Annotated in this window: 20 protein-coding genes, 1 other RNA gene and 1 pseudogene; 12 read left to right on the top strand and 10 right to left on the bottom strand. The window is 69.7% G+C overall.

Features of this window, described 5'->3' with window-relative positions:
- The first annotated feature begins 31 nt into the window (after positions 1-31).
- On the top strand, positions 32-961 hold the full coding sequence (locus tag R3F55_06660; protein ID MEZ5667101.1) for a hypothetical protein: 930 nt from the start codon (positions 32-34) through the stop codon (positions 959-961).
- 116 nt (positions 962-1,077) lie between these two features.
- Positions 1,078-1,923 (top strand): phytanoyl-CoA dioxygenase family protein, encoded by an 846-nt coding sequence (locus R3F55_06655; GenBank protein ID MEZ5667100.1) that lies wholly within the window; start codon positions 1,078-1,080, stop codon positions 1,921-1,923.
- 64 nt (positions 1,924-1,987) lie between these two features.
- Here the strand turns inward: R3F55_06655 and R3F55_06650 are convergent, their stop codons facing one another.
- The 3 genes from R3F55_06650 to R3F55_06640 form a co-directional block, all read right to left on the bottom strand.
- Positions 1,988-2,458, bottom strand: a complete 471-nt coding sequence (locus R3F55_06650) for a hypothetical protein (GenBank protein MEZ5667099.1) — start codon at positions 2,456-2,458, stop codon at positions 1,988-1,990.
- A 115-nt stretch (positions 2,459-2,573) separates the two neighbouring features.
- Entirely contained in the window at positions 2,574-3,623 is a 1,050-nt protein-coding gene (thyX, locus tag R3F55_06645) for an FAD-dependent thymidylate synthase (protein ID MEZ5667098.1), read from the bottom strand.
- Positions 3,624-3,693: 70 nt separating this feature from the next.
- Positions 3,694-4,059 carry an Lrp/AsnC family transcriptional regulator gene (locus R3F55_06640; protein ID MEZ5667097.1) on the bottom strand — a complete coding sequence of 122 codons (366 nt, stop codon included), beginning with the start codon at positions 4,057-4,059 and terminating at the stop codon, positions 3,694-3,696.
- A 40-nt stretch (positions 4,060-4,099) separates the two neighbouring features.
- Between R3F55_06640 and R3F55_06635 the strand changes: the two genes are divergently transcribed.
- The 10 genes from R3F55_06635 (at position 4,100) to R3F55_06590 (ending at position 12,014) form a co-directional block, all read left to right on the top strand.
- Positions 4,100-5,725: a pyridoxal-dependent decarboxylase gene (locus tag R3F55_06635; protein MEZ5667096.1), complete on the top strand. Its 1,626-nt coding sequence runs from the start codon at positions 4,100-4,102 to the stop codon at positions 5,723-5,725.
- Between the two features lie 19 nt (positions 5,726-5,744).
- Positions 5,745-6,233: a DUF523 domain-containing protein gene (locus R3F55_06630; GenBank protein MEZ5667095.1), complete on the top strand. Its 489-nt coding sequence runs from the start codon at positions 5,745-5,747 to the stop codon at positions 6,231-6,233.
- A gap of 162 nt (positions 6,234-6,395) precedes the next feature.
- Positions 6,396-7,535 carry a calcium-binding protein gene (locus tag R3F55_06625; GenBank protein ID MEZ5667094.1) on the top strand — a complete coding sequence of 380 codons (1,140 nt, stop codon included), beginning with the start codon at positions 6,396-6,398 and terminating at the stop codon, positions 7,533-7,535.
- 562 nt (positions 7,536-8,097) lie between these two features.
- Positions 8,098-8,601, top strand: a complete 504-nt coding sequence (locus R3F55_06620) for a MarR family winged helix-turn-helix transcriptional regulator (GenBank protein MEZ5667093.1) — start codon at positions 8,098-8,100, stop codon at positions 8,599-8,601.
- The gene (locus R3F55_06615; GenBank protein MEZ5667092.1) at positions 8,588-9,295 is read left to right on the top strand and encodes a methyltransferase domain-containing protein; all 708 of its coding nucleotides are present in this window, start codon (positions 8,588-8,590) and stop codon (positions 9,293-9,295) included. Before R3F55_06620 ends, R3F55_06615 begins: the two co-directional genes overlap by 14 nt.
- A 48-nt stretch (positions 9,296-9,343) precedes the next feature.
- Positions 9,344-9,675, top strand: a transfer-messenger RNA (tmRNA) gene (ssrA, locus tag R3F55_06610).
- Between the two features lie 89 nt (positions 9,676-9,764).
- Complete coding sequence (locus R3F55_06605; GenBank protein MEZ5667091.1) at positions 9,765-10,334, top strand: ClpXP protease specificity-enhancing factor SspB; 570 nt, start codon at positions 9,765-9,767, stop codon at positions 10,332-10,334.
- Positions 10,335-10,358: 24 nt separating this feature from the next.
- Positions 10,359-10,766, top strand: a complete 408-nt coding sequence (locus R3F55_06600; GenBank protein ID MEZ5667090.1) for a TfoX/Sxy family protein — start codon at positions 10,359-10,361, stop codon at positions 10,764-10,766.
- The gene (locus tag R3F55_06595; GenBank protein ID MEZ5667089.1) at positions 10,763-11,374 is read left to right on the top strand and encodes a glutathione S-transferase; all 612 of its coding nucleotides are present in this window, start codon (positions 10,763-10,765) and stop codon (positions 11,372-11,374) included. Before R3F55_06600 ends, R3F55_06595 begins: the two co-directional genes overlap by 4 nt.
- Positions 11,367-12,014, top strand: a complete 648-nt coding sequence (locus R3F55_06590) for an alpha/beta fold hydrolase (GenBank protein ID MEZ5667088.1) — start codon at positions 11,367-11,369, stop codon at positions 12,012-12,014. Before R3F55_06595 ends, R3F55_06590 begins: the two co-directional genes overlap by 8 nt.
- Here the strand turns inward: R3F55_06590 and R3F55_06585 are convergent.
- The 7 genes and pseudogenes from R3F55_06585 to R3F55_06555 form a co-directional block, all read right to left on the bottom strand.
- On the bottom strand, positions 12,011-12,652 hold the full coding sequence (locus R3F55_06585; protein MEZ5667087.1) for a DNA-3-methyladenine glycosylase I: 642 nt from the start codon (positions 12,650-12,652) through the stop codon (positions 12,011-12,013). The two genes, R3F55_06590 and R3F55_06585, sit on opposite strands and share 4 nt — an antisense overlap.
- A gap of 38 nt (positions 12,653-12,690) precedes the next feature.
- The gene (locus R3F55_06580; protein MEZ5667086.1) at positions 12,691-13,626 is read right to left on the bottom strand and encodes a YHYH protein; all 936 of its coding nucleotides are present in this window, start codon (positions 13,624-13,626) and stop codon (positions 12,691-12,693) included.
- Between the two features lie 162 nt (positions 13,627-13,788).
- Positions 13,789-14,883, bottom strand: coding sequence for a spermidine/putrescine ABC transporter substrate-binding protein (locus R3F55_06575; GenBank protein ID MEZ5667085.1), 1,095 nt, complete (start codon positions 14,881-14,883; stop codon positions 13,789-13,791).
- A gap of 123 nt (positions 14,884-15,006) precedes the next feature.
- Positions 15,007-16,373, bottom strand: a pseudogene (locus R3F55_06570) (aspartate aminotransferase family protein).
- 245 nt (positions 16,374-16,618) lie between these two features.
- On the bottom strand, positions 16,619-17,338 hold the full coding sequence (locus R3F55_06565) for a hypothetical protein (protein MEZ5667084.1): 720 nt from the start codon (positions 17,336-17,338) through the stop codon (positions 16,619-16,621).
- Between the two features lie 386 nt (positions 17,339-17,724).
- Positions 17,725-19,065, bottom strand: coding sequence for a glutamine synthetase family protein (locus R3F55_06560; protein MEZ5667083.1), 1,341 nt, complete (start codon positions 19,063-19,065; stop codon positions 17,725-17,727).
- Between the two features lie 83 nt (positions 19,066-19,148).
- On the bottom strand, positions 19,149-20,726 hold the full coding sequence (locus R3F55_06555) for an ATP-binding protein (protein ID MEZ5667082.1): 1,578 nt from the start codon (positions 20,724-20,726) through the stop codon (positions 19,149-19,151).
- Positions 20,727-20,756: the final 30 nt, after the last annotated feature.

Raw genomic sequence — 20,756 nt, 5'->3', positions numbered from 1 at the left:
CGGTCATACGGCCAGCGGAAGGAATCCGCCAATGCATCACGTGCTGCCGTTGCGCGTTGCTGCCGCCACGCTGCTGGCTGCCGCGCTTGCCGCCGGGGCCGCCGCGCAGGACCCGTGGCCGTTCCTCGCACTGGAGGTTCACCGTTACGACAGCCTGGTCGATACCCAGGCCGAGTTCGGGCTGCCCTGCTGCGTGCCGGCGGTCATCGCGGCGCCCGGACAGACCCTGGTCCACGTTTCGGCGCTGGTCGACGTGCCCTGGTCCGAGTCGCTGGACAGCGTCTCGCTTGGCGCGCGCGACCTGACGCTGACCGTGCCCGGCGGCGAGCCGCTGAGCGCGTTCGGCAGCTTCGCCTATCGCGCTGCGTTCGAAGCGGTGCCGCGCTACGTGTCCGCTCGCCGGCCGCGCGACTGGCCCGAGGAAGATGCCGACCTCGTCGTCGAGGCGGTGTGGGCGGTGCCGGAGGGCGCGACCGCGGCGACCTTGACCTTCGGCGAGTTCTTCGCCACCGAGATCGCGATTCCGGGCGCGGCCGAGGTGCCGCTCGCCCCGTCGGCGCTGGCCGCGTTCGCGATCGAGGCGCTGCACCGCGTCGACGCCGTGCCGGTGTCGGTCTACGCGGCCGGGCCCGGCGTCGCCGGATCGATGTCGGCGACAAGCGGTGCGCTGCTCCGGCTTGACGTGGCCATCACCGCGCTGGCCGGCAACCGCACCGACGGCCAGTCGGGTTTCGTCGTCGCCCCGCGCTATCTGCAACTGGTCGATCCCGACGGCCGCGTCGCCGTCAACCTCGGCCGGGCGCGGCCGGACTCGGTCACCGCCAGCACCGTGACCTATTCGGCAGACGCGTTCCCGGCCGGGCCGTTCGCCGAGAGCTACTACTTCCTCGCCAGCGGCACGCCGGGCACCTACACGCTCCATTTCCTCACCGATCCTGTCGGCGGGATCGCGCTGGAGTAGGAACCGCGCGGTCACGCGCAGTCCGGCCCCTCCCGGCATTTGCCGCTTCCCGTGCCGGTGCTATCGTCGAGCCGCGCCGCATGCCTCCGCGCGGCGCTTGCCCTGGGGAGGAGCAAATGGACATCAGCGAACTCGCCGGCCGGTTTCGGCGCGACGGCTATGTCGTCGTCGATCCGTTCTTCTCGACGCAGGAGGTCGCGGCGCTGCAGGGCGGGCTGCGGGAACTGCTCGACGCCGGCAAGCTGCACAACGTCGCCACCGATTTCGACCGGGTCACCCGCCGCAGCGACAAGCTGAACCTGCAAATCTGCCCGCTGTCCTACCATCACCCGTTCTTTGCCGCCCTGCCCTTCCACCCCAAGGTCCGCGAGCTGGTCACCGCGCTGCTGGGCGGTCCGACCTACAAGTTCCTCGACCAGATCTTCTACAAGCCGGGCCGCGTCGGCGCCGGCACCAACTGGCACCAGGACAACTACTATTTCGGCGTCGACGACCCGTTCCTCGGCCTCGGCCTGTGGATCGCGATCCACGATGCCAATGCCGCGAACGGCTGCATGCGCGTGTTGCCCGGCTACGCGGACCGGCGGATCGAGCATGTCGAGGATCCGGAAAGCGATCATCACTTCCGGATGTATCCCGCCGCGGGCGACGAGCCGGTGCTGCTGCCGGTGAAGGCCGGCGGCGTGATCGCGTTCTGCTTCAACGTGCCCCACGGCACCGCCCGCAACGACACCGACCGCGGCCGTGCGGGCCTTGCCTATCACTTCATCCGGTCCGGCACGGTCGGCGCGTGGGTCGACGAAGGCATCAACCCGCATGCGGAATTCCCGTTGTGGGGCGTCGAGGGCAGGCAGCATGGGCCGGTGATCTCCGGCCCGACCTACAGCCACGGCCAGCAGGAATACGGTCGCGACATGGAACGGGTGCTGGCCGAGGAAACCGCCCGGCTCGCCGCCGCATAGGTCGCCGCTTCGCAGACAAGCCGCGCCCGCAGCCGCAGCACAGGCGCTTTGCTCTCGCAACCGGTCAGTGCAGCGGCGGCGGCGGCCCCTTGCGGCGGTCACACAGGTTGACCAGTACGCCGTCGTCGAGCGGCGTCTCGACGCCGTTCTCGGCATAGCCGATCAGCAGCATGCCGATCCGCGCATCGCCGGCCGGCGCCGCCTTGAACAGCAGGTGGAACACGTCGCCGCCGGTTCCGGGGTGGAAGCCGTTCATGCCCAGCAGCACGATCTGCAGACGGTCCTGCCGGGTCTCCTCGTCGTACCAGACGTCCCAGCTGCCGGTCGCCCACGAGTAGCCGAACGACGCCATGCGGTCGACGACCAGGATGTGGTCGGCACGGAACTCCCAGTCCACCAGGCACGAGCCCTGCGTCCAGTCGCCACCCGCCAGGTCGTGCAGGGTCGGCCCGGACCAGACGCCGACGAAATCGTCGGCGGTCAGCGCACCGGCGCCGGCCGGTCCGGCCAGCACCGCCGATAGCAGCCAAGCCACGCACGTCGCCCCTGTTCGCATGCCACCGCCATCCAGCCCCACGTGGCCCACCGAAGGGCCGCCAGCCATCCGACCCGGCGAATGTGGCCTCGGTGCGGCGCGAGCCGGCGGCCGGCTACGGCTCGCGGCCCAGCACCTCCATCAGTTCGCGCCACTCGCGCTTGCTCAGCCCGCTGGCCTCCATGTCGACCGGCTCACCGGCCAGCATCTTGCGGACCACGGCCAATGCCGGGCCGCTGAGGCCGATCCCGCCCTGGCGATAGTCCTGGAACGCCTCGAAGGTGATCGGCACCCACAGCTTGACCAGCTCGGCAATCGCCTCGGCATAGGCCCGTATTTCATACTGTGCATGAGAATCGGCACGCAAACTGATGAAATGCAACAGATTATGCAGGTCGATCTTCCAGTACCACTGGGTGTAGACGTTGACCGGCAGCACCATGCGCGCAAGCTCGCGGGCCAGCCCGCGGCGGTCGGGATCCTTCGGTTCGCCCGCCTCGTCCTCGTTCAGCAGGTTCTCGTAGACGCCATAGGCCTGGCGCGAGATCCAGTCGATGCGCGAGACGGCATAGCGGGCGTCGTCCTGCTCCAGCGCGCCCTCGCGCCCCTGCTTGTTGGTGGTCGACTGCTCGGCCAGTTCGGCCGGTCCGGCGCCGGCGCCGCTGCCCCCGAACAGATCGCCGACCGCCTTGTCGTCGCGGCGCCGGCGCACGCTCTCCAGTTCGCTGGCCAGATGCTCGGTGTTGGGCACGTAGAACTCGCGGTCCATCCGCGAGTAGCGCGCAGAGTACTCGTTGACGTTGGCGGTACGGTGGCGGATCCACTGGCGCGCCACGAAGATCGGCAGCTTTACGTGCAGCTTGATCTCGCACATCTCGAACGGCGTGGTGTGGCGGTGGCGCAGCAGATAGCGGATCAGGCCGCGGTCGTTGGAGACCTGCTTGGTGCCGCGCCCGTAGGACACGCGGGCGGCCTGCACCACCGCGTCGTCGGAACCCATGTAGTCGACCACCCGCACGAAGCCGTGATCCAGCACCTTGACCGGCCGGTACAGCATCTCCTCCAGCGCCGGCACGGTGGCGCGGCGGGTGGTGGCGGTCAGCGACCGGGCCTCGGCGATCTCGGCTTCGCGGGCGGTCGTCTCGCTGGCTTTCTCGGCGGTCATCGGCAAAATCCGACTGGGGAGGAAACGCCGCCGCGGCTGCATCGGGCCGGCTCCGCGACGGCGGACAAGACTACCCGATTCGCCCGGTCGGCGCCGACTCCGGAATCGGCGGCGGCGGTGCGGCGGCAGTAGTGCCGGGATGCGTGCGCAACACGGGATAGGTGGTCACTGCCCGCACGCCGGGCAGCACCGCCAAGTCCGCCCGAAGGCGATCCAGATCGCGCATCGACGGGCACGCGACATCGAGGACCATGTCGATGTCGCCGCTGACGCAGCGGCCGCGCACCACATAGGGGCGGCGCATCGCCTGGGAAACCAGGCGATCGTGACTTCGGCTGTCATCGAAGCGCAGCAAGACGATCGCGCTGACACCGACAGCTTCGACCGCCGGGTCGAGCACAACCGCATAGCCCGCGATCGCACCGTTGCGTTCCAAGCGGCGGAGACGGTCGTGGGTCGCGCTACGCGAAAGGCCGGTGGCGCGCGCCAGCGCAACCAGGCTCGCGCGCGCATTTCGGCTAAGCGCCATCAGAAGCGCGCGATCCTTGTCATCGAGTTGCATTGCGGCACGCTCCATGCCTTGCTGGCAAATCGTCGGATTGCACAGCAATAAACCGGTCGCAACCGGACCGACAGCGCCGCTAGCCTTTGCGTCATCCGAAACGGCAGGAGCGCAAATGGCCATGCACCCAACAACGCCCGACCCGTTCCTGTTTCCCAGCGAGGATGAGCGCGCTGCGCTCGACACGCAACTCGGCGCTCGCCTGCGCCAGGCTCGCAGGGCGGTGAGCGGGGGCCGGGTGACGCCGAGCGGCGACAGAGCGGAGTTTCGCCGGACGCTGGCCGGCTTCGACTTCGCGCGGCCGCGTCCGCCGGCAGAAGCGGCGGCGTGGGCGATCGCGGCGCTGGAGGGCGGTCTCGTGCACATGACCCATCCGCGCTATTTCGGGCTGTTCAACCCGGCGCCCACATTCCCGGCCGAGATGGCCGACCGCATCGTGGCGGCCTTCAACCCGCAGCTGGCCGTCTGGTCGCACGCACCGGCCGCGGTCGAGATCGAGGCGCATGTGATCCGGGCCGTCGCCGCACGGGCCGGATTGCCGTCCGGGTCCGGCGGCCATTTCACCGCCGGCGGCGCCGAGGCCAACTTCACCGGCCTCATCTGTGCGCTGACTGCGGCCGAGCCCGGGTTCGGCGAGGACGGCGTTCGCGCATACACCGGCCTGCCGGTGTTCTACGCGTCGCGCGAAAGCCATCTGGCCTGGCTGAAGATCGCCCACCAGGCCGGCATCGGCCGTCAGGCGGTCCGGCTGATCGCGACGGACGGCGGCGGCCGCATGGACCCAGCCGCGCTCGAGCGGGCGATCGTCGCCGACAGGGCCGGCGGCGCGGTTCCGGTGATGGTTGCGGCCACCGCCGGCACGACCAACGCCGGCATGGTCGACCCGTTGCCGGCCTGCGCGGCGGTCGCCGCGCGCCATGGCCTGTGGTTCCACGTCGACGCGGCGTGGGCCGGCGCGCTGATCGCGTCGCCGCGGCATGCCGGGGCGCTGGCCGGGCTCGAACGCGCCGATTCCGCCACCATTGATGCGCACAAATGGTTTGCCACGACAATGGGTTGCGGGATGTTCCTGACGTCGCAGCCGCGAATTCCGGCGGACGCCTTCCAGGTGTCCACCGACTACATGCCATCCAACGAGCCGGCGACCGATCCCTATGTCGGCTCGGTGCAGTGGTCGCGCCGCTTCGTCGGCCTGCGGCTGTTCCTGTCGCTGGCCGCCGCCGGCTGGGCCGGCTACGCGACCCATGTCGAGCGTGCGATCGGGCTCGCCGCTCGTCTGGCCGACGCGCTGCGCGCCGGCGGTTGGCGCGTCGTCAACGACTCGCCCTGCGCGGTGGTGTGCGCGGTGCCGCCGACCGGCGAAGGCAGCATCGGCGCGATAGTCGACCGCGTCGTCGCGTCGGGCGAGGCCTGGGTCTCGGCGACGCGGCTGGAAGGCCGCGCCGTGCTGCGCGCCTGCATCACGCATGGCGAGACCGCGGCTGAAGATGTCGATAGGCTCGCAGCCATGCTCAACGCGCAGGAACAGGCGATCGCTTGAACGCCGCACACGGAGGCCGATGGACCGCATCCTGATCAGCGCGTGCCTGCTCGGCCGGCCGGTCCGATACGACGGCCGCGGCCGTGCGCTCGCCGACCCCCTGCTCGCCCGATGGATGGCCGAGGGGCGGCTGGTACCGCTGTGCCCCGAGGTGGCGGCGGGCCTGCCAACGCCGCGGCCGGCGGCGGAGATCGAACCCGGCGGCGATGCCGATGCCGTGCTGGCGGGCGCAGCAACGGTGCGCGACGGCGCGGGCAGCGACGTCGGCGAGGCCTTTCGCCGAGGCGCCGCGATCGCGCTCGCCACCGCCCGCGCCGAGGCGTGCCGCTTTGCCTTGCTGACCGACGGCAGCCCGTCCTGCGGCACCGCCTTCGTCCATGACGGCCGCTTCGCCGGCACCCGGGTGCCCGGCCGCGGGGTGGTGGCCGCGCTGCTGGCGGCCGATGGCATCCGCGTGTTCGCCGAGACCGAGATTGCCACGCTGGCCAAGGCGCTGGACCGCAGCTAACGCCGGTTCTGCCGTTCCGGCAAGCGGGCATGTGACCATGCGCACCCCCGGGCCGATTTCGCCACATTTCGGCCGGCCCAGCGCCCCACTCGGCTCCCAACTGCGGCTGCGGAGCACGACCGACCACGTCCGCAACCGGTTTCCAGGGGAGCAGCGCAGCCAATGCTCAGCATCGCGACCACGTTCGAGAACCAGCTCACCGGCACCCAGCAGAACAGCTTCCTCGGCGGCTACGTCTTTCCGCCGACGACCGTCGTCCTCAACGTCGACGATGTGATCGCCAACCCGGGCGCCGGCGACGAGTCGCTGTTCGGCCTCTACGGCAACGACACCATCGACGGCCTCGACGGCAACGACTCGCTCTACGGCGGCTACGGCAACGACACTCTGCGCGGCGGCGATGGCGAGGACTGGTTGTTCGGCGAGGATGGCGACGATCTCGCCTATGGCGGCGACCACAGCGACCACGTCTACGGCGGCGCCGGCAACGACATCGTGCTCGGGGGCAACGGCGACGACTGGCTGTACGGCGGCGACGGCAACGACACGCTGTTTGGCGGCGAAGGCGACGACACGGTCGACGGCGAGGACGGCACCGACGTCATCTATGGCGGCGCCGGCAACGACTTCATCAACGGCGGCTGGGAATACACCAACTGGGGTGACACCATCTACGGCGAGGATGGCGACGACCGCCTGATGGTGTGGTCCGGCGACAGCCACCTCTATGGCGGCAACGGCCGCGACCGGGTTTCCGGCGGCATCGGCGACGACTATCTGTCCGGCGGCGCCGAGTCCGATGAGGTCGGCGGCGACGACGGTAACGACATCGTCGAAGGCGACGCCGACAACGACGTCCTCCACGGCGGCAACGGCGACGATATCGTACGCGGCGACTTCGGCGCCAGCGACGGCGGCCGCGACATGGTCTATGGCGATGCCGGCGCCGATACGCTGTTCGGCGGCTACGGCAACGACACGCTGTTCGGCGGCATGGACGTCGACACTCTGACCGGCGGACACGGCGCCGACGCCTTCTACTTCGATGCCCTGTCATCCCAGGGCGACATCGTGACCGACTTCCAGGTCGGTCCCGGCGGCGACCACCTCTACATCCAGGCTGCCGCCTACGGCGTCGACGTTGCCAACGCCATGCTGAAGATGCGGATCGACCAGGTCGGCGCCGACGTGTCGATCTCCATCGATCCCGACCAGAATTCGGCCAACGGCGTCAATTACGTGGCGACGTTGCTGAATACCAACGCCGCCGACATCGACGCCAGCGTCATCACCATCTACTGACCGACCAGCCGGCGCGGGTGCGTCCACCGGGGCGCGCCTGCGCACCCGGCCACGCCAAGGTGCGCGTCACCCAGCCAGACACTCAGCGGCCACGATCATGCGCGGCCAGTCGCCCAGGCCGCTCCGAGACGGCTCGCCCGCCATCCCCACCTTCGCAACACCAGCTCGACTGCGTCGCTGGCACGACGATGGCCGCACCCGCGTCACGGCACAGCCGCGGCAGGCAGGCCCGTCAAGCAACCGGGGCGGAGGCCGGCATCGGGTCGCCGATCCGCATCCTGCAATGGCATGCCGGATTGCTTCTCGCATCGGCTTCGCATGAGGTCAGCTCCGGCGGCCGCATTGCCCGACTGCGTGTCGGACCGGCGAATTTTGGTGTCCCGCGATGGAAGTCACATCCGGCAACGCGCCCGCTGCCCCACCCTGACTGAAGCGCGCATGAAGCAGTTCGCGACGTGCGCCCCACGATCCTGTGGCTCCGTGCATAATTTGACAATGAACTTGTCAAATCATATATGACATTCTACTTGTCATGATAGGCCAACAGCGTCGGACGCCATGGATGGATCGCGAGCAGATCGAGGCACTTCAGCCGCTGACGCGGGCAATCCGGCGGCTTTTCCACCATCTCGCCAATGCCGCCACGGCGCTGCATGGTGACACCGGCTTGACGGTGGGCATGCGCGCGGTGCTGGAGAGCGTCATCGAGGCCGGCCCGCAGACGGTGCCGCGGATGGCGCGCACCCGCCCCGTCACGCGCCAGCACATCCAGGGCCTGGTCAATGCCCTGGTCGAAGCCGGCCATGTCGAGCTGGTCGACAACCCGGCGCACAGGCGCTCGCGACTGGTCAGCCCCACCGCGCGCGGCCGGCAGACATTCGCCGACCTGCGGCAGCGCGAGGATCTCGCGTTGCGCATGCTGCCGCTGGCGGCCACGCCGGACCAGCTCGCCGCGGCCGCCGACGTGCTTCGCGCCCTGGTCGCCGCCTTCGACGGCCCGGAATGGCGGGCCGTGCTCGCCCGCTTCGCACCGCCTATGGAGACCGAGACCGATGACGACGAATGAGATCGCCAAGACCGAGGCGCCGCGGCCGCGTCGACCTTCCGCGATCGCGCGGGCCTGGCGCCGCTACGTCTACGCGCAGTTCGGCAACCCCCACGGCCCGGTCGGCCTGCTCGCCGGCCGCATCATGCTCCGCAAGCAGTCGAACGTGCGGCGCAACCTGTGGACGGTCGACCTGCTGGCGCTGCGGCGAGGCATGCACGTGCTGGAGATCGGCCACGGCCCCGGCTTCGCGCTGCAGCAGGTCTGCGCCCGCCTCGGCGACGACGGCAGCGCGGTCGGCTTCGACCGCTCCGCCGCCATGACCGGCATGGCGCGACGCCGCAACCGCGCCGCCGTCGCCGCCGGCCGGCTCCGCCTGCTGACCGGCACGGTCGAGCCCGACCAGATGGGACGTTTCGGGGCGCTGGACGGGCCGTTCGACCGCATCTATGCGGTCAACGTCGTGCATTTCTGGACGGATCCGATTGCGGTTCTGTGCAACCTCGCCCAGCGGCTGGCGCCGTCCGGGCGGCTGCTGATCACCCTGCAGCCGCGCAGCGGCGACCGCAGCGAGGACGGCGTGCGGGCAGCGGGCGCTCTACTCGCCGAGCGGTTGCGTGCTGCCGGCCTTGCCGACGTGCGCGTCGACCTGCTGCAGTCGGTGACGCCGATGGCGGTATGCGTCAGCGGTGGACGCAGCGACAACGCCGGCTGAGAAGGCCGTGTCCGGTCGCGCCACGCACAGGCCCCGCCCGCAGCGAGAATCTTTGAAATCCGGGCGCTCCGTCCCTATATTGGAGCTGTCGGGTCGCACCCGACTATGGCGATAAACGGCCTGTGCAATAAGCGATGCGGACCCGGGGGCGGTACCCGGCGCCTCCACCACAAGCCGCCGGTTCGTACCGGCGGTTTCTGTGGGGGCGAAACAGGATCGACGCGCGTGTAAAGACAAGCCTTTTGCTCGGCATGGTACCACCGTTATCGGGCCGCTTGATAAGTGCAAACGACAACGAGGTTGCACTCGCTGCCTAACAGGTCTCACGACTTGTGGTAAGCGCGGCCTTGGGGGGCGCCGGGCAACAGAAGCCCCCCAACCGTATTCGGCCGGCATTCGCTGGCCGATTGTATGTCGGCGGCCGGCCAGCGGGTGCATCCGGGCCGGCGGCGGCGAGGAGCGGGGAAGAATGGGCGGACCCCTTCGCTACGAACAGTTCGTCGAGGATGCGCTGCGCGGCGTGGTCCGGCGGGCGCTGGAGACCGTGTCCGAGACCGGTCTGCCCGGAAACCACCACCTGTACATCACCTTCCTGACCCGCCACGACGGCGTCGACATCCCGGACTATCTCGCCGCCCAGTATCCCGAGGAGATGACCATCGTCCTGCAGCACCAGTATTGGGGGCTGGAGATCGATGCGGTGCGCTTCTCGATCACCCTGAGCTTCAACAAGGTCCATGAGCGGCTGACGGTGCCGTTCGCCGCGATCACCGCCTTTGCCGACCCGTCGGTGAACTTCGGCCTGCAATTCAAGGCCGCGGCGCTGCTGGCGGCGGCCCGTACCGACGGCAAGGCCGCGCCGCTGGCGGGCGAGGCGCGCCGACCGCCGCGCCCTTCTCGCAAGACCGACATGCGACTGGCTTCCGGCGGCAAGGCCGAAGCCGCCGACGCCACCGCGGCGGAGACGGCGGCCGAGGACAGCGAACACGGCGAAGGCGACGACAACGTCGTCGCGCTCGACGCCTTCCGCAAGAAATAGCCGGCGCAGCGGAACCCTCGGCCGATGGCAGACGACGGGTTCGTGGCGCATTGCCTGGAGTTGCTGGCCTCGATCGCCGACGCCCGCGCCCGCCGCATGTTCGGCGGCCACGGCATCTACAGTGGCGACGTGATGTTCGGCCTGATCGCATACGACACCCTGTATCTGCGCGTCGACGACCAGGTCCGCGACGCCTTTGCCGAGGCCGGCGGCGAGCCCTTCGTTTATGACGGCAAGACCGGCGGCAAGCCGGTGACGATGCCCTACGTCACGGTGCCGCTCGACGCGATGGACGACCCGTCGGCGATGGCGCCATGGGCCGAACGCGCGCTGGCGGCTGCGCTGCGCGCCAGGGCCGCGAAGGGCCCGGCGAGGTCGCGCGGCCCGAAGACCGCGAAGAAGCCGACACGGGGGAAGGAAGCACCACGATGAAGCTCTGCCATGCGCCGGCGTCGCCCTTCGCGCGAAAGGTTCGGGTTTGCGCCGAGGAACTCGGCATTCCGCTGACCCTGGAGACGGTGCAGGTGGCGCCGACCCAGCCGAACCGCGATTTCGCCGATGCGGTCAACCCGTTGCGCAAGATCCCCGCACTGGTCACCGACGACGGCGAGGCGCTCTACGACTCCACCGTGATCTGCCTCTATCTCGACGCCAGGGCGGGAGGCGGCAAGTTGTTGCCTGCCGAAGGTCCCGGGCGCTGGCGGATGCTGACCGCCCATGCCCTGGCCAACGGCATGACCGAGGCCGCGGTGACGATCCGCTACGAGTCCGTCGTGCGACCGGAGCCGCAGCGCTGGCAGGCCTGGATCGACGATCAGATGGACCGGATCTGGGCCGGCCTCGACTGGTTCGAACGCCACCCAGAGGCGCGTGCCGGCGCGACGCCGGACCTGGCGCAGATCGCGCTCGGCTGCCTGCTCGGCTATCTCGATTTCCGCTTCGCCGATTGCGGCTGGCGCGCGCGCTGCCCGGCCGTGGCGGACTGGTACGCGACGATGCGGACTCGGCCCTCGTTCCAACGGTCAGAGCCCGGTGGCTGACCCGTCGCTGCTGTTCGACGAGCCGGCCAGTGCCGATGCGCTGCTGGTGCTGGCCCACGGCGCCGGCGCGCCGATGGACACGCCGTTCATGTCCGGGATGGCCGCTCGCCTGGCTGCGCGCGGCATCGCGGTCGCCCGCTTCGATTTCCCCTACATGGCCACCCGGCGCAGCGAGGGGCGGCGCCGGCCGCCGGACCGCGAACCGGCGCTGCGCGCCGCATTCTGGGCGGCGATCGAGGCGGCGCGCACGGACCGGTCGAGGCGGCGGCTGCTGGTCGGCGGCAAGTCGATGGGCGGCCGCATCGCCTCGATGATCGCCGACGAGGGGCAGGCCCGCGGCGTTCCGGTCGACGGCGTGGCGTGCCTCGGCTATCCGTTCCATCCGCCGGGTCGACCAGAGAAGGTCCGCACCGGCCACCTGGAAAACCAGCGCACCCCGACCCTGATCGTGCAGGGCACGCGCGACAGTTTCGGCGTGCCGGCGGAGGTGGCCGGCTATGCGCTGTCGCCAGCGGTGCAACTGCACTGGATCGAAGGCGGCGACCACAGCCTCGACCCGCTCAAGCGCTCGGGTCGAACGGCCGATGCGTGCCGGGACGAAGCCGCCGACGCGGTCGCCGGGTTCGTACGCGCGCTCTAACCGACGCTCATCGCCAGCGTGCGGCTGATCTGCGTGAGCCCGCGCCCGCTTTCGTCCATCCAGCGATTGAATGCCGCCTGCACCGCCGCCATGTCGCGGCGCGACGAAGGCGTCTTGTCGACCACGCCTTCGCGCACCAGCGCCGCGCAGACGTCGCGCGACAGGATGAAGCTGTCCTTGCCGATGAAGCGGACGGCATACTGGCCGGTGCTTCCGCCCAGCCGGCTGCCGCGCGCCTTCAGCAGGTCCAGCAGCCCGACGTGGTCGGTCGCAGGCCAGGCGGCGAGATGGCGCCCGGCCGCGCCGTGCTCGGCGGCCAGCCCCTGCAGGAATACCGCATTCTCGCGCACCGACATCAGCTTCCTGGCGTGGCGCACCACCCGCTTGTCCTTCAGCAGCCGGTCGATGTCATCGTCGGACAGCATGGCGCAACGGCCGGTGTCGAAACCATCGAACGCCTCTTCGAAGCCCGGCCACTTCGCCTCGATCACCTTCCAGTTGAAGCCGGCGTTGAACACGCAGCGCGTCATGATCGACAGCCAGCGGTCGTCACCGAGCGCGGCGAGCTCGGCTGGCGGCAATGGCTGTGGCAGCAGGGCCTCGAGCGCGTCGGGGCCGCCCCTGCGGGCGGCCCCCATGGCAAGGCTCTCGGCGCACGCACGCCTCGGGCGGTCGCTCACCGGCGCGGCGGCGGCGGAGGCCCGCTGGGTCCGGGCGGACCACCGGGGCCGCCGGGACCGCCCGGGCCACCGGGCCCGCCGGGACCACCCGGTCCTCCTGGACCGCCCTGGCCCGCACCCATCATGGGCCTGAAGCTGGGGTCGGGCGTGCCGGCGAAGCAGCGCGGGATGAAGGGATAGCGGTCGGTCAGGAAGTAGGCATAGGTGCCGGAAGGGAACTCCGGCGTGACGGCAACCCTGCCGTTGCACGCGTCGAGGTCGCCGAGTCCGGCGACATACTCGTAGTCCTGGACGAAGGTTCCGTCATAGGCGCCGCCCGGCCCGCCGTTGCGCGCACCGGAACGCACCCGGTAGCTGCTTTGCAGCGCCTCTGTGCCGCTGCCCGAACCGGCCGGATCGACATAGCCGTAGGTGGCATAGATCGGGAATCCGTCCGCAGCCCAGCCGACCAACGCGGAATGGCCGTCGGCCTGGCGGCCGGCCAACGGTGCCGGGATACCGTGGTAGTGATAGGCGCCGGAAGGCTGGACATGGGCATTGGCCATGTCGACGCCGAGGTCGATCGCGCCCGACAGCGGCTCGTACTGCCAGCCGGAATTCATGTCGCGGTTCCAGAATTCCGCCGCGAACGGGTCGAACGGGACGCCGTTGACCGCCACGCCGAACGGGCCCATGCCCAGGGCGGTCGGCGTCGCGGCGACATGCGGGTTCAGCGGCATGCGGTAGTGATAGGACTGGGCGGCGATGCTGTTCGGGTTGTGCGGGTTCGGAAAGCTGCCCGTCGCGTGGTCGGGAATGCCGTTGGCTGCCACGTAGCGGTACTGCGCGTCGGTGGTCATGCTGACCTGTCCGGCGGCACCGATCGGCACGGCCGGCACGGCCAGCGCACAAACCGCCGCCGCGCCTGCAAGCCATCGGATGCGAAGGTTCATCGGCGCGTTCCTTCATCTGTGTGTGCGCGCCGCGGCGTGGCACGACGCGCCATGGCAGATACGTCGGTGGCCGCGGAACCCTTCGCGCCCGCCGAAAGGAATGGCGAAGCGGCGCCACCTGCGGTGGCGCCGGCAGCGGGCGATCGGGTCAGCGCGTGCGGATCAGGCCGCCTCGATCCGGGTCCACGCGGACTCGATGTACTGGCCGTGCTCCTGGCCGAGGAACAGCGGGAACTCGCAATTGGCCAGCACCTCGTCCGGCGGGAAGATCGTCGGGTTGTCGAGATATTCCGCCGGCATCAGCGCCTTCGCGGCACCGTTCGGCGTCGCGTAGTTGATGAAGCTGGCGATCGCCGCGTTGATCTCCGGCTCGTTGACGAAGTTGATGAAGGCGTGCGCGTTGTCGGGGTTCGGCGCGTCCTTGGGAATGCACATGCAATCCTGCCACAGCATGCCGCCTTCCTTCGGAACGACGTAAGAGATCTCCTCGTCCTCCGCCATCACCTGCTGGATGTCGCCGTTCCACTCCATCACCAGGTCGACCTCGCCGGACAGCAGCAGGTCCTGGCCGTTGTCGGGCGCGAACGCCTTGATGTGGCGCTTGGCCTGGATCAGCAGCTCTGTCGCCTCGTCGATCTCGGCGGTGTTGGTCGAGTTCAGCGAGTAGCCCAGATACTTCATCACCAGCCCGATCACCGTCGTCGGCTCGGACAGAATCGCGATCCGGCCGGAATAAGCGTCGGAATCGAACAGCCACTTCCAGCTGTCCGGCACGCCCTCCACCTCGGGCACGCGATAGCCGATGCCGATGGTGCCCCACATGTAGGGGATGCTGTACTTGCGGCCGGGGTCGAAGGTGGCATCCTGGAACACCGGCTCGATGTTGGCGAAGTTCGGGATCTTGCCGTGGTCCAGTTCCTGCAGCATCCCGGCGACGATCATGCGCTCGACGTAGTCGTTGGTCGGCACGATCACGTCATAGCCCGGATTGCCTTCGCGGAAGCGGGCGAACAGCTCGGCGTTGTCGGCGAACAGGTCGTAGTTGACGGTGACACCGGTCGCATCCTCGAAGTCGGCGATCGTGTCCTCGCCGATATAGGTGTCCCAGTTGTAGACGTTGACCTGGCCCTCGGCGCGCGCGCTGCGCGACCACGCCGGCAGCGTGATGCCGATGGCGGCCACGCCCTGCATGAACTGTCGCCGGTTGGGGCGCAGCCCGGCGCGCCGTGCCGCGCGCCCGTTGTTCGAAGTCGTCATACACCCATGCTCCATGTTCAGCGCCGGTTGGCCCGGCTGGCTAACATTGCCGCGATGCAATCATCGCACCCGAAGCTTTGTCAACGCATCATCCGCCCCACACCCGCGGGGACCGTACGGCTCCTAGAGCACGGCGCGGGCGGTCGCATCCAGGGCCGCGGCAAACAGCTCGACCATGCGGTCGACCTCGTCGCGGCTGATCGTGAAAGGCGGCGCGAACAGCATGGTGTCGCGGGTCGCCCGCATGATCAGGCCGGAGTTGATGCAGTGGTCGCGGCACAGCGTGCCGACCCGGCCGCGGTCGACGAAGAAGCGGCGCGCCTGCTTGTCGGCCACCAGTTCGACCGCGCCGATCAGACCGATGCTGCGCACCTCGCCGACCAGCGGGTGGTCCGCCAGCGCGCCCATCCGTTCGGCCAGATAGGGCCCGATGTCGGTCCGTACGCGCTCGACCAGCCGCTCGTCGTGCAGGATGCGGATGTTCTCGGCGGCCACCGCACAGGCTACCGGATGGCCGGAATAGGTGAAACCGTGGGCGAATTCATCCGGATCGGCGAACAGCGCCTCATAGACCCGCGGCCCGACGGCGACGGCGGAGATCGGCTGGTAGCCCGACGACATGCCCTTGGCCATCGGCATCAGGTCGGGCTCGATGGCGAAGGTGTCGCTGCCGAACCAGTTGCCGGTGCGTCCGAACCCGCAGATGACCTCGTCGACGATCAGCAGGATGCCGTATTTGCGGCAGATCCGCTGCACCGCCGGCCAGTATGTGGCAGGGGGGATCAATACGCCGCCGGCGCCCTGCAGCGGTTCGGCGATGAACGCGGCCACAAGGTCCGGTCCGATCGCCTCGATCTTCGCCTCCAGCCAGCCGGCTGCGACCTCGCCGAACGCCTCCGGCGTCAGATCGCCGCCGTGTTCGTACCAGTAGGGGGGTCGATATGGGCGAAGCCCGGCAGCGGCAGGTCGGCGATCGCGTGCATCGCCGCCATGCCGCCCAGGCTGGCGGAAGCCATCGTCGAGCCGTGATAACCCCAGCGCCGGCCGATGAACACCTTGCGATTGGTCTCGCCGCGCAGGTTCCAGTAGTGGCGCACCATGCGCACGATGGTGTCGTTGGCTTCCGAACCGGAGTTGGCGAAGAAGAAATGGTCGAGCCCGGCCGGGGTGATCGCCGCCAGCCGCTCGGACAGCTGCGCAACGGCCGGCGTCGTGGTCTTGAAGAAGGTGTTGTAGTAGGGCAGCTCCAGCATCTGGCGATGCGCCGCGTCGGCCAGTTCGCGCCGGCCATAGCCGACGTTCACGCACCACAGGCCGGCCATGCCGTCGAGATAGCGGTTGCCGTCGCTGTCCCACAGCCAAACCCCTTCGCCGCGCGTGATCACCCGCACCTTCTCCTTGGCCAGGCCGGAAAAGTGGGTGAACGGATGCATGTGGTGGGCAGCATCGAGCCGGTTCCAACGGCTCTGGTCGGTGGGCACGATGGGCATCCTCGGCTGTTGCAGCTGCCGGACACCATAAGAGGGCTGACCGGGGATGCCCAGCCACGGCGGCGCAAATGCAACGGTCGGTCGCAGCGCCCGCGCCGGCGGCGCACGCCGCGACCGACCGTCGGCCGCTACAGCAGGATCGCCAGGATGATGATCACCGACAGCGGCACGCCGAGCAGCCACAGGATCAGGTAAGCCATCGTCGTCTCCACATTCGGTTGGTCGGGATGCCGCAAAGGCCAGCGTCAGCGCCAGCGGACCCAGCGGCCGAAATCGGTGCCCTCGTCGCGATGGCGCCCGCCCACGCCGGCGGCCCACCAAGCGGCGGCCGCGCCGATCAGCAGCGAGGCGGCGATCATGAAGGCGCCGAGCACGCCGACGCGCCGCGCCACGTCCGCCGCCTGCGCCGCATCCTGGGCGGCGGCCTGCAGCCGGCCGGTCACGTCGGCAAGACGGGCGCGGGCCTCGTCCTCGCCGATGGCAGTGCGGGCGCTCACCTGCTCGATCAAGAAGGCTTCGTCCGCGGGATCAAGGGCGCCTTCGCCATCGACGGCGGCCAGGATACGGCCGGTCTCGTCGCGCAGGGCCACGGAGGCGCCGGCGCCATCGGTGCTGCGATACAGGCGGTCGACCAGATATGCGATGGCGGGACCGTCGATCGCTTCGACCGCCGCCTCGCCCGCCGCAGCCACGGCCTGAGCGCCAACCCGCGCGGTGCCGGCAACAGCGGAGGCAGCCAGCATCGCGCCCAACAGCGCGGCCGTGCCCCACATGATCAAACCGTGCAGGCCGTCGCGCACCTCGACCTCATGCTGGCTCGCGCCAGCCAGCGGCCTGCGCAACCGCCCGGTGACATAGCCGCCGGCGAGGAAACTGCTGATCGCCACCCAGGCCACCCAGAGCCCGATCGCGATGGTGGCCCAGACCGCCGACCCGCCGCCGGCCAGCAGCTCCGCCAGCGACAACCCGATCGCGGCACCGAAGCTGGTGAACAGGAAGGCGACCGCGGCGGCGAATACCGCCCCTGCGAACACGGCGGGCCAGTCGACGAGTGGCCGGCGGGCGATCGCCTCGGCCGGCGTTACGGCCACCGGGGGTGGCACGGTTGTATCTGCCATGCGTCAAGTCCTCGAAACGGGGTCGGGGGATGGCGCAGCGGGCACGGCCCGTGCGCCGATGCGGCGCCGGGCGTCAGTGGAGGCCGAGCAGCGACAGGATCGCCAAAACGATCACCACCAGGCCGACGAGATAGATGATTGCGTTCATGCGAACGTCTCCCAGCTTGCAATGGCTGGAAGAACCGCCGACCCGGAGAAAGGTTCCGTCGGGCGCCCGGCGCGGACAGACGCGGTCAGACGTTCAGCAGCAGGTGCTCGCGCTCCCAGGGGCTGATCACCGCCTGATAGGCGCTCCACTCCTCGCGCTTGACGTCGATCAGGGCGTCGACGAAGCGGTCGCCCAGCAGCTCGCGCATCGGCCGCGACGCGGACATCTTCGACAGTGCATCGGGCAGGTGCTGCGGCAGGTTGTAGGCCAGCCGGTAGGCGCTGCCGGTCACCGCCGGCTTCGGCTTCATCTTGCCGGTCATGCCGAGATAGCCGCAGGCCAGCGATGCGGCGATGGCGAGGTAGGGATTGACGTCGGCGCCGGCAACCCGGTTCTCCACCCGGCGGGATTCACCGGCCGAGATCGGCACGCGCAGGCCGCAGGTGCGGTTGTCCTGGCCCCAGTGGGTGTTGATCGGTGCGTCCGAATGCCGCCGCAGCCGGCGATAGCTGTTCGGGTTGGGCGCGAAAACCGGCATCACCGTCGGGATGAACTTCTGCAGGCCGGCGATGTGGCTGCGGAACAGCGCCGAATCCAGCCCGGTCGCGGTCGCGAACAGGTTGCGGCCGCTGTCGGCGTCGACCACGGACTGATGGATGTGCATGGCGCTGCCGGGCTCGTCCTGCATCGGCTTGGCCATGAAGGTGGCATAGACCTTGTGCTTGTTCGCCGCCTGCCGCAGCGTCCGCTTGAATACGAAGACCTGGTCGGCGAGGTCCAGCGCGTCGCCGTGCTGGAAGTTGATCTCCATCTGCGCGGCGCCGGCCTCGTGGTTGATGGTGTCGACCTCCAGCCCCTGCGCCTCGCAATAGTCGTAGAGGTCCTCGACGATCGGATCGAACTCGTTGGCCGCCTCGATGCCATAGGCCTGGCGCCCGGTCTCCATGCGCCCGGAACGGCCGATCGGCGGCTCCAGCGGGTAGTCCGGGTCGGCGTTGACCTTGACCAGGAAGAACTCGATCTCCGGGGCCACCACCGGCCGCCAGCCGCGCTCGGCATAGAGCGCGAGCACGCGCTGCAGCACATAGCGCGGCGCCAGGTCGACCACCGAGCCGTCGGCATAGAAGGCATCGCAGATCACCTGAGCCGTCGGCTCCTCGTACCACGGCACCGGTCGGATCGTGCTGGCGTCGGGCACCAGGTAGACGTCGGAGTTTGTGTCGCTGGTGGCCGCGCTGTCGGCGAACTCGCCGGTCACCGTCTGCACGAAGATTGCCTCGGGCAGGCGCAGGCCGCGGTCGGTCAGGCTGTCCTTGAACTTGCTGGCGGGCAGGATCTTGCCGCGGGCAATGCCCGAGATGTCCGGCACCAGGCATTCGACCTCGGTCGCCCGGTGCCGCGTAATCCACTCGATGAGATCCGACATGGGAAGGGACCGTCGGTTGCGGGTGACGGTAGCGCTAACACCCGCTCCGGCCGACTGCAAGGCCGCACCGTTGCGGCCGCCGGTCACGTCGCCGCAATGGGACCCTCTGCCGAGGCCGCCGGCAGCACGATCTCGACCGCGGTGCCGGCGCCGGGCGTGCTGGCGATGGCGAAGGTGCCGCTCATCAGCTCGACCAGCTGCTTGGCGATCGGCAGGCCCAGACCGTGGCCCTTGGCCCTCCGCACCAGGGGGTTCGCGGCCTGGGCGAACGGCTCGATCACATGCGGCAGGTCGGCCGGATCGATGCCGACGCCGGAGTCACGCACGGTGACGGCCACGGCGCGGTCGCGCGGGCATGCCACCGAGACGGCGACCTCGCCGCCGCGCTCGGTGAACTTGATGGCATTGGAGATCAGGTTGAGCATGACCTGGGTCAGCATGCGCCGATCCCCGGCAATGGCGCACGCCGCAGAAACCGGGTCGAACGACAGCGTGACGCCGGCCGCCGACGCCATCCCCTCGGTCAGGGTGCGGCACTCGGCCAGCAGGTCGTCGACCCCGACCGGCTCGATCTCGACCGTCACCCGGCGCGCCTCGATGCGCGACAGGTCGAGGATGTCGTCGATCAACTTCAGCAGCAGTCGCCCGCTCATCAGGATCGAATCGATATAGTCGGCAACGCGATCCGGGCGCCTGGCGACCACGCCCGGATGCTGCAGCAGCTCGGCAAAGCCGATGATGGCGTTCAGCGGCGTGCGCAGTTCGTGGCTGACATTGGCGAGGAATCCGGACTTGGCCAGGCTCGCGGCCTCGGCGTCGCGCTTGGCCTGTTCCAGTTCGTAGGTGGGGCGCCGCACCGCCTGCTCCAGGTCGTCGGCCACACGCTCCAGCGCCCGGCGTGCGTCCACCCGTTCGCTGACGTCGGATTCCGTCACCACGACGCAGGCGGCACCGGTCAGCGGGTCGCGGCCGCGGCAGGCGACCATCCGGTGCCAGCGCGTGCCCTCGCGGGTGCGCACGCGGTAGTCGCCCTCGGCCTCGCCCTCGGATAGCGCGCGCGCCATCAGCGCCGCCGCCTCGCCGCGGTCGGCGAAACGTTCCATCCAGGCGTCGTCTGCGCTTTCGACCCCGCCGCCCAGTCTGCCATAGGCCTGCAACGACGCCGGATTCTGCGACAGCAGCTCGCCGGTGGCAGCGATGGTCGACACCATCAGCGGCGTATAGCGGGTGGCTTCGGACAGCCGCATCAGCTCCGGGTCGTCGCCGGCCGGCGCGCCGGAGGCCGCCGTGATCAGCACGCCCTCGCGGTCGGGCGCCAGCAGCACCGGCGCCAGCGTCAGGTGCATGGAGACGGGCTGACCCAGCGGATACAGCGTCCACACGTCCTCGATCGCGCCGCCCGGCGGTGCCGTGGCCAGCACCTGGCGCAGCCGCGCGTTGACCGTCGGCGAGTCGGACGAGAAGTCGCGGCGGACGAGTTCGTCGACGCTGTCGGCCTGCCACAGCGCGAGCGCGCGCGCATTGGCCCACCACATGCAGTGGCGGGTCACGTCGAACACCCATATCGGCGCGCCCACCAGTTCCAGGGCAGCAAGCTCGCCAGGGTCGTTGAAGCGGGCTCGGCCATCGCAGCGGTCGGCCGCCCGCATCGTCTTGAGCATCGTCAGGAAATGCCTTTGTGGCCCGGGGCC

This window comes from Alphaproteobacteria bacterium (assembly GCA_041396705.1).
Taxonomy (GTDB): domain Bacteria; phylum Pseudomonadota; class Alphaproteobacteria; order CALKHQ01; family CALKHQ01; genus CALKHQ01.
Note: the sequence above shows the minus strand (reverse complement) of the source record. Positions and strands in the feature narration are given on the sequence as shown.